Source organism: Psychrobacter sp. NPDC078929, from assembly GCF_050267985.1.
Classification (GTDB): domain Bacteria; phylum Pseudomonadota; class Gammaproteobacteria; order Pseudomonadales; family Moraxellaceae; genus Psychrobacter.
This window is the reverse complement of sequence record NZ_JBNNFX010000023.1, coordinates 35904-42690: the sequence shown is the minus strand read 5'-3', so window position 1 is coordinate 42690 and position 6787 is coordinate 35904. Positions and strand designations below refer to the sequence as shown.

8 protein-coding genes are annotated in these 6787 nt (G+C 44.6%); 5 read left to right on the top strand and 3 right to left on the bottom strand.

All coding sequences use genetic code 11. From position 1 onward, the window contains the following. The first annotated feature begins 245 nt into the window (after positions 1-245). The 5 genes from ACQKCG_RS11970 to pcaD all read left to right on the top strand — a co-directional run bounded on the left by ACQKCG_RS11970 (position 246) and on the right by pcaD (position 4601). Positions 246-1073 carry a SphA family protein gene (locus ACQKCG_RS11970; RefSeq protein WP_102091447.1) on the top strand — a complete coding sequence of 276 codons (828 nt, stop codon included), beginning with the start codon at positions 246-248 and terminating at the stop codon, positions 1071-1073. Positions 1074-1106: 33 nt separating this feature from the next. Further along, positions 1107-1799 carry a 3-oxoacid CoA-transferase subunit A gene (locus ACQKCG_RS11965; protein WP_102091446.1) on the top strand — a complete coding sequence of 231 codons (693 nt, stop codon included), beginning with the start codon at positions 1107-1109 and terminating at the stop codon, positions 1797-1799. A 26-nt stretch (positions 1800-1825) separates the two neighbouring features. Then, positions 1826-2476 (top strand): 3-oxoacid CoA-transferase subunit B, encoded by a 651-nt coding sequence (locus ACQKCG_RS11960; RefSeq protein ID WP_102091445.1) that lies wholly within the window; start codon positions 1826-1828, stop codon positions 2474-2476. A 34-nt stretch (positions 2477-2510) separates the two neighbouring features. Beyond that, entirely contained in the window at positions 2511-3743 is a 1233-nt protein-coding gene (gene pcaF / locus ACQKCG_RS11955; protein ID WP_102091444.1) for a 3-oxoadipyl-CoA thiolase, read from the top strand. Positions 3744-3824: 81 nt separating this feature from the next. Continuing rightward, entirely contained in the window at positions 3825-4601 is a 777-nt protein-coding gene (gene pcaD, locus ACQKCG_RS11950; protein ID WP_102091443.1) for a 3-oxoadipate enol-lactonase, read from the top strand. Between the two features lie 119 nt (positions 4602-4720). Here the strand turns inward: pcaD and ACQKCG_RS11945 are convergent, their stop codons facing one another. From ACQKCG_RS11945 to ACQKCG_RS11935, 3 genes are all read right to left on the bottom strand, one after another. Next, positions 4721-4993: an IS3 family transposase gene (locus tag ACQKCG_RS11945; RefSeq protein ID WP_227673304.1), complete on the bottom strand. Its 273-nt coding sequence runs from the start codon at positions 4991-4993 to the stop codon at positions 4721-4723. Between the two features lie 116 nt (positions 4994-5109). Continuing rightward, positions 5110-5526, bottom strand: coding sequence for a helix-turn-helix domain-containing protein (locus ACQKCG_RS11940; protein ID WP_227673301.1), 417 nt, complete (start codon positions 5524-5526; stop codon positions 5110-5112). A gap of 192 nt (positions 5527-5718) precedes the next feature. Then, positions 5719-6777, bottom strand: coding sequence for an NADH:ubiquinone reductase (Na(+)-transporting) subunit F (locus tag ACQKCG_RS11935; RefSeq protein ID WP_102091441.1), 1059 nt, complete (start codon positions 6775-6777; stop codon positions 5719-5721). Between the last annotated feature and the right edge of the window lie 10 nt (positions 6778-6787).

The window sequence follows — 6787 nt, the reverse complement described above, 5'->3', positions numbered from 1 at the left end:
CTTGTGCTCGAAAATCTGCTGAGTAGGTCATCTTTTATATTTCTCTTTGCTTGGTTTAAAAGCATTGTACCTTTTCTATTTTGGACTGACTATATCAAGTTTAACTTTCGGCAAGCACTCATTATTTTCAACCTAATATCTAATCTTTTTTAACTCACTAATCCATTCATGAACTTGTTGACTAATATAAACACTAATATTAAGTTTTGGACAATCATAAAATAAAATATGGACAAGGATGTTCTATGAAAAATACGATGAAGAAAATCACCCTACTTACTATCGCTGCTAGCTTGTCATTTACCATCCATGCTTCTGACTCCCACTACGTCCCAGGCATTGAAGGAATAAAAGCAAGTGTAGTACCACCACCTGGAGTGTATTACAGAGGCTATCTCATAAATTATAGCGCTGATGAAAATGAGGCGTTACCAGATGACAGCGAGGTTAATGTTACCGCACTTGCCAATCGAGCGATATGGGTCACACCGCAAAAGGTACTAGGTGGCGATTTGACATTAGAGGCCATTGTACCGCTTATAAAAACAGATCTAAGAGTCGGTGGTCAGGATGTCGATGAACGTACAGGCTTAGGTGATTTATATGTGGGCGGTGTATTAGGCTGGCATGGCGATAGATGGGATGCAGTCAGTGGTATCGGTTATTGGGCAGAAACTGGCGACTATGATAGCAATCGATTTGCAAGCCCTGGCAAAGGTTATGATTCCGTCATGCTTACCCTTGGTGGTAACGTTAAGCTCAACCAACAAGGTGACTTAAATCTCAGTGCCTTAAGTCGTTATGAGATGCCTAATGGTGACGACCTAGATGATGAGCTAATCATTGAATGGGGTTTGAGCAAAAGTTACGGCTTGCTAGATGTTGGCCTGGTTGGTTATAACACTTTTGAGACCGGTGACGGCGACGAGGAAAGAAACGCTTTAGGCTTATCTATGGGTTATTTTTCACCGCCTAACCTACTAGGTGGGGATGTCGCCGTGTATAAAGAGTATTCAAATAAAAATACTTTTGAGGGAGAGGTGATCAGAGCGTCGCTAACCAAAGTATTCTAAAGATTTCCACAAGATCTAAAATGGGGTCAAACTATGATTAACAAAGCGGAGAAAAGCATCACGAATGTGCTCAGTCAAATCAAAGACGGCGCCACGATTATGATTGGTGGTTTTGGTACGGCAGGACAACCTGCCGAACTGATTGATGCGCTCATTGATTTGGATATCAAAGACCTAGTGATTATTAGCAATAATGCAGGCAATGGTGATCATGGTCTTGCCAAACTATTAAAAACAGGGGCAGTGCGTAAGATCATTTGCTCGTTCCCACGTCAGTCAGACTCTTGGGTATTTGACGAGCTATATCATGCGGGAAAAATCGAGCTTGAGCTGGTACCACAAGGCAATCTGGCCTGCCGTATTCAAGCTGCTGGCATGGGACTTGGTGCGGTATATACGCCAACGGGTTTTGGTACTTTGCTTGCTGAAGGTAAAGAGACGCGCCATATCGATGGCAAAGACTATGTGCTTGAATATCCAATCAAAGCAGATTTTGCCTTAATCAAAGCGGATCAGGGCGATCGCTGGGGTAATTTAGTCTATCGAAAATCAGCACGTAACTTTGGTCCCATCATGGCCATGGCAGCTGACGTGACGATCGCTCAAGTTTCTAGAAGCGTCGATCTGGGTGAGCTTGATCCTGAACACATCATCACGCCAGGTATCTTTGTGCAGCATGTGGTGCAAATCGAGCCTACTCATTCTACTACCGCAGCCAGCGCTTAATACGGTCAATCATAAGGAGCGTCATCATGAGCCATACATTACTCACACGGGATCAAATCGCTGAGCGTGCTGCCCGAGATATTCCAGATGGTGCCTATGTCAATTTGGGCATTGGTCTACCCACCAAAATCGCTAAGTACTTGCCTGATGACAAAGACGTATTTTTACATTCAGAAAACGGCTTGTTGGCTTTTGGCCCGCCCCCTGCCAAAGGCGAAGAAGATCCAGAGCTGATCAATGCTGGCAAGGAATACGTCACCATGTTAGATGGCGGTAGCTTCTTTCACCATGGTGACTCGTTTGCCATGATGCGCGGCGGTCATATTGATATTTGCGTATTGGGTGCGTTTCAAGTGGCGGCCAATGGTGATTTGGCCAACTGGAGCACTGGTGAAGAAGGTGCAATACCTGCAGTTGGCGGTGCTATGGACTTAGCCATCGGTGCCAAAAAAGTCTTTGTGATGACCAATCATACGACCAAGACTGGTGAGCCCAAGATCGTCAGCGAGCTTACCTATCCTGTAACTGGCAAAAACTGCGTCGATCGAATTTTCACCGACCTGTGTGTTATAGACGTTTCGATTAAAGGGCTGGTAGTGACTGAAATGGTCGAAAACCTAAGCTTTAATGACTTACAAGCGGTAACGGGTGCCACACTCATTAACGAGACTAAATAAAAACGCCTCATAATTAAAACTTAGGATAATCACTATGATCGATTCGACCACTGATTTAAACAACGCTTATATTATTGACGCCATTCGCACGCCTTTTGGACGTTACGGTGGTAGTCTAGCCCCTGTACGTACCGATGATTTGGGCGCTATTCCTATTAAAGCCTTGATGGAACGCAATACCAATGTCGATTGGGTGCAAGTAGATGATGTTATTTACGGTTGCGCCAATCAAAGCGGTGAGGACAACCGTAACGTCGGGCGCATGTCATCATTGCTCGCAGGTCTTCCTTATCAAGTGCCTGCTACTACGGTCAACCGCTTATGCGGCTCATCAATGGATGCGTTAGCCATCGCCGCACGGGCAATTAAAGCCGGAGAAGCCAGTCTCATTATTGCAGGCGGCGTTGAGAGCATGAGCCGTGCGCCATTTGTAATGGGTAAGTCAAATCAGGCATTTGGTCGTAACCAAAAATTAAAAGATACTACCATGGGCTGGCGCTTTATCAACCCAAAGCTCGACGAGTTATATGGCACGGAGACCATGCCGCAAACGGCGGAAAATGTCGCTGAGCAGTTCAACATCAATCGTGCTGACCAAGATGCCTTTGCACTACGCAGCCAACAACGTACCCATGCCGCACAAGCATCAGGATTTTTCAAAGACGAGATTACCCCAGTCATTATCCCGCAGCGCAAAGGTGAGCCCATCATTGTCGATAAGGATGAGCATCCTCGTGCAGACACCACGCTTGAGAAATTAACCAAACTTCGTGCCGTCGTTAAAGAAAATGGCACAGTCACTGCTGGTAATGCCTCAGGCATTAATGATGGCGCAGCAGCCTTCTTAGTAGCGTCAGAGCAAGCCATTAAAGAATTTAATCTCAAGCCGCGTGCGCGTATTGTGGCTTCCACCACGGTAGGTGTCGAACCACGTATTATGGGCTTTGCTCCAGCGCCTGCGATCAAAAAACTACTGGCGCAAACTGGACTGTCACTTGATGAGATGGATGTCATTGAATTAAACGAAGCCTTTGCAGCGCAATCCCTAGCCTGCACGCGTGACTTGGGATTAGCTGACGATAGCGAGCGTGTCAATCCGAATGGTGGTGCGATTGCGCTTGGTCACCCACTTGGCGCATCAGGCGCACGTTTGATTTTGACAGCACTCAATCAACTTGAGAAAACGGATGAGCGTTATGCCATCTGCTCGATGTGTATTGGTGTTGGACAAGGTATCGCCATGATTATTGAACGAATTGAACATTGAATGCATTAATGGCCAACCACCATAAACCTATACGCCACTACCATCATAATCACCCCAAAATGACAAATAAGGATGATCGTTATGCCTGTACTTGAAAATAAAGACATTACCTTAAACTATGTCACTTTTGGTGATAGCCGTAACCCTGCGCTTATATTCTCCAACTCTTTAGGTACCAACTACCACATGTGGCAGCCGCAAATTGATGCTTTGCAAAACGATTATTTCATCATCTGTTATGACACTCGTGGTCATGGAAAATCTTCTGCACCCAAAGGCCCTTATAGCTTAGATCAGCTTGGACAAGACGTCATTGATCTGCTCGATCACTTGAATATTGATAAAGCGTTCTTTTGTGGTATCTCAATGGGTGGTATGACAGGCCAATGGCTGGCTATTAACTACCCTAATCGCTTTCATCATTTAATGTTGTGTAATACAGCAGCGAAGATTGGTACGGAAGCAGCTTGGCAAGACCGTGCCCAGCTCGTCCGAACAGAAGGTTTGAGCACTATTGCCGCTACAGCCGCATCGCGCTGGTTTACTGAGGGCTTTATCAGTAACCATCCTGATATCGTCAACGCCTTGTCTGACACTCTTGCCGCTAGCAGTAGCAAAGGTTATGCCAGCTGTTGTGAAGCGCTGGCTGTCGCTGATACTCGCGAGCAGTTAAAAGATATCGATGTCGCGATTACGGTGGTGGCAGGTACTGAAGACCCAGTGACGACGGTGGCCGATAGTCAATATATGGTCGATCATATCCCAAATGCCACACTCGCGACTATTGACGCGTCACACATTTCAAATATTGAGCAACCACAAGTATTCAATCAAACTATTCGTAAACACTTTGCCTAAATAAGCATTTTATTTAAATAAACATAATGCTTAAACCGATTAAAATGATTCGCTTTAAACAATAGCTAAAAAACCCCGACATAAATATGAACTGCCCCCCAAAACTTGGACGGTTTAGTTTACCCCAAGGACTGAGTTCTGTACTGCACAGGACTCAGTCCTTTTAGTTTCAATTGAATACGCTCATTGTTGTAATAATGATTCTTTGCTATTTTACCCAGTTGACCTTTATATGATCGGTACTTTTGTCTTCTTATCTTCGCACTGAGTTTCAACTGTTTCATGAGCTTGGCAATAAGCTCATGGTTATGATGAACACCTGACTGTTTTAATGCGACAGTGATTCTGCGATAGCCATACCTGCCCTTGTGCTTGTGATACAAATCGGCAATACGCTGCTTTATATGAGCGTATTTGTCTTTATGACTTAGCGTTGTTCTATGGTAGTAGAAGCTACTCCTTGGTATACGTGCTGTCTTTAATAAGTCAGATAAAAGATATTGATCTCTTAATCCTTCGATGAGCCTTGTTTTGTCGCAGTTTGTTCCCTCTCCCTGAGCAAGGCATCGAGCTTTTTTAGGTAAGCGTTCTCCGTGCGCAGGTATGCCAGTTCACGCTTAATCTCTGCTGTTGTCTTGTCGTCATCTGGTTTTCTTGTGATATCTGGCTTGGTCATGGCGCCTCTACCTTGTCGTTTGGGAGTGAGTCCAGACATACCATACTGTCGATACGCTTTATGCCAAAGGCTGATAAGAGCGGGTGAGCTGATGTTGAACTTTAATGCCGTCTCAGATTGACTTAAGCCTTGTTCTAACATGACGGTTATCACTTGGTGTTTAAAGTCGCTACTGTATTTAGTTTTACTCGCCTTTGGCTTGATAGCATCTATACCGCCGCTTTGGTATTGATAAGTCCACTTAGACACTATTTTTTTATCAAGTCCAAACTTCTTTACTGTTGCGATTCCGGCATGTCCTTATGCGATGACTTTGATCTTAAAGTCTAGATTGTAACGCATAAAAATACCCCATAAGTTGTGTCCAACTTATGGGGCAGTTCAGATGGCGGGGTTTTTATGTAAGCATATAGTGAGAAAAATATGACAAACTTATGACTACTAAATACGCTTAAATAAAGCAGAACGACTTGACTCGTCCGTACCATCAGCCGCAGTTAAGAAACGCTCCATATGAATATCGCGCTCAAATAGACGGGCTTGCATCAAAGTTGTAATAGTCGCATCAATCATAGGCGGCGGACCACACATATACGCTTTATGACCTGAGCATTTCCCATTAAAATGGTGCTTGACCGCATCATTCACATAACCTTTGAAGCCTGACCACTCCCCTAACGTATCTTCATCACTTAAAGCAGGAATGTAATGAAAGTTGTCATGCTCTGTTGCTAGCTGCTCAAACTTATCTCTATGATATAGCTCAGGAATATTTCTAGCCCCTTGAAACAGATAGAGCTGACGAGTTTCCCCTTGCTCTAATAAGTCCAGAATCATCGACTCAGGACTTGATAAACCTGACCCGCCTGCCACAAAGATCATATCTTGACTATCGCTACTGCGCACAAAAAACTGACCATAAGGACCTGACAGCTCGATGCTATCACCAACTGCTAACTCATTATGGAGCCAAGAAGTGCCTTTACCTTCATTGACTAAGCGCACATGCAGTTCAACGATATTAGACTGCGACGGCGGATTGGCAATAGAAAAGGCTCGCGTCCCAACATCAGGGATATCTAAGTTGATATATTGGCCGGCTTGGAATTGCATATCGCGATCTAACTGCAAGCGAATTCCTAAAATAGTAGGCGATAAAGGCGTCACTGACTCAACTGTCGCTGTATAATCTTCTACCGGATAGCCCAAAAAGTCAGGATCAACATCTATATCGGCTTCGATGACCAAATCGGACTCAGGATAACAACAACAAGCGAGTACTTTGCCTTCATCGCGCTCAACCTCCATCAGTGCAAAAGTAGAAGCCTCACCAAGATCCGCAAACCCCTCCAAAACTTGAACCTTACAAGTACCGCAAGTACCATGACCGCAAGCAAAAGGTAACCAAACCCCTTGCCTTAAGGCAGCTTGCAGTATCGTTTGACCATCTTCTACTTCAATAACATCACCGGTCGGCTCAATAGTGACTTCATAAGACATATCGCTCTCC

Bases quoted from the DNA above. Each gene is read 5' to 3' on its own strand.
- ACQKCG_RS11960 (WP_102091445.1), top strand. From the start codon at position 1,826: ATGAGCCATACATTACTCACACGGGATCAAATCGCTGAGCGTGCTGCC.
- pcaF (WP_102091444.1), top strand. From the start codon at position 2,511: ATGATCGATTCGACCACTGATTTAAACAACGCTTATATTATTGACGCC.
- ACQKCG_RS11965 (WP_102091446.1), top strand. From the start codon at position 1,107: ATGATTAACAAAGCGGAGAAAAGCATCACGAATGTGCTCAGTCAAATC.
- pcaD (WP_102091443.1), top strand. From the start codon at position 3,825: ATGCCTGTACTTGAAAATAAAGACATTACCTTAAACTATGTCACTTTT.
- ACQKCG_RS11935 (WP_102091441.1), bottom strand. From the start codon at position 6,777: ATGTCTTATGAAGTCACTATTGAGCCGACCGGTGATGTTATTGAAGTA.
- ACQKCG_RS11970 (WP_102091447.1), top strand. From the start codon at position 246: ATGAAAAATACGATGAAGAAAATCACCCTACTTACTATCGCTGCTAGC.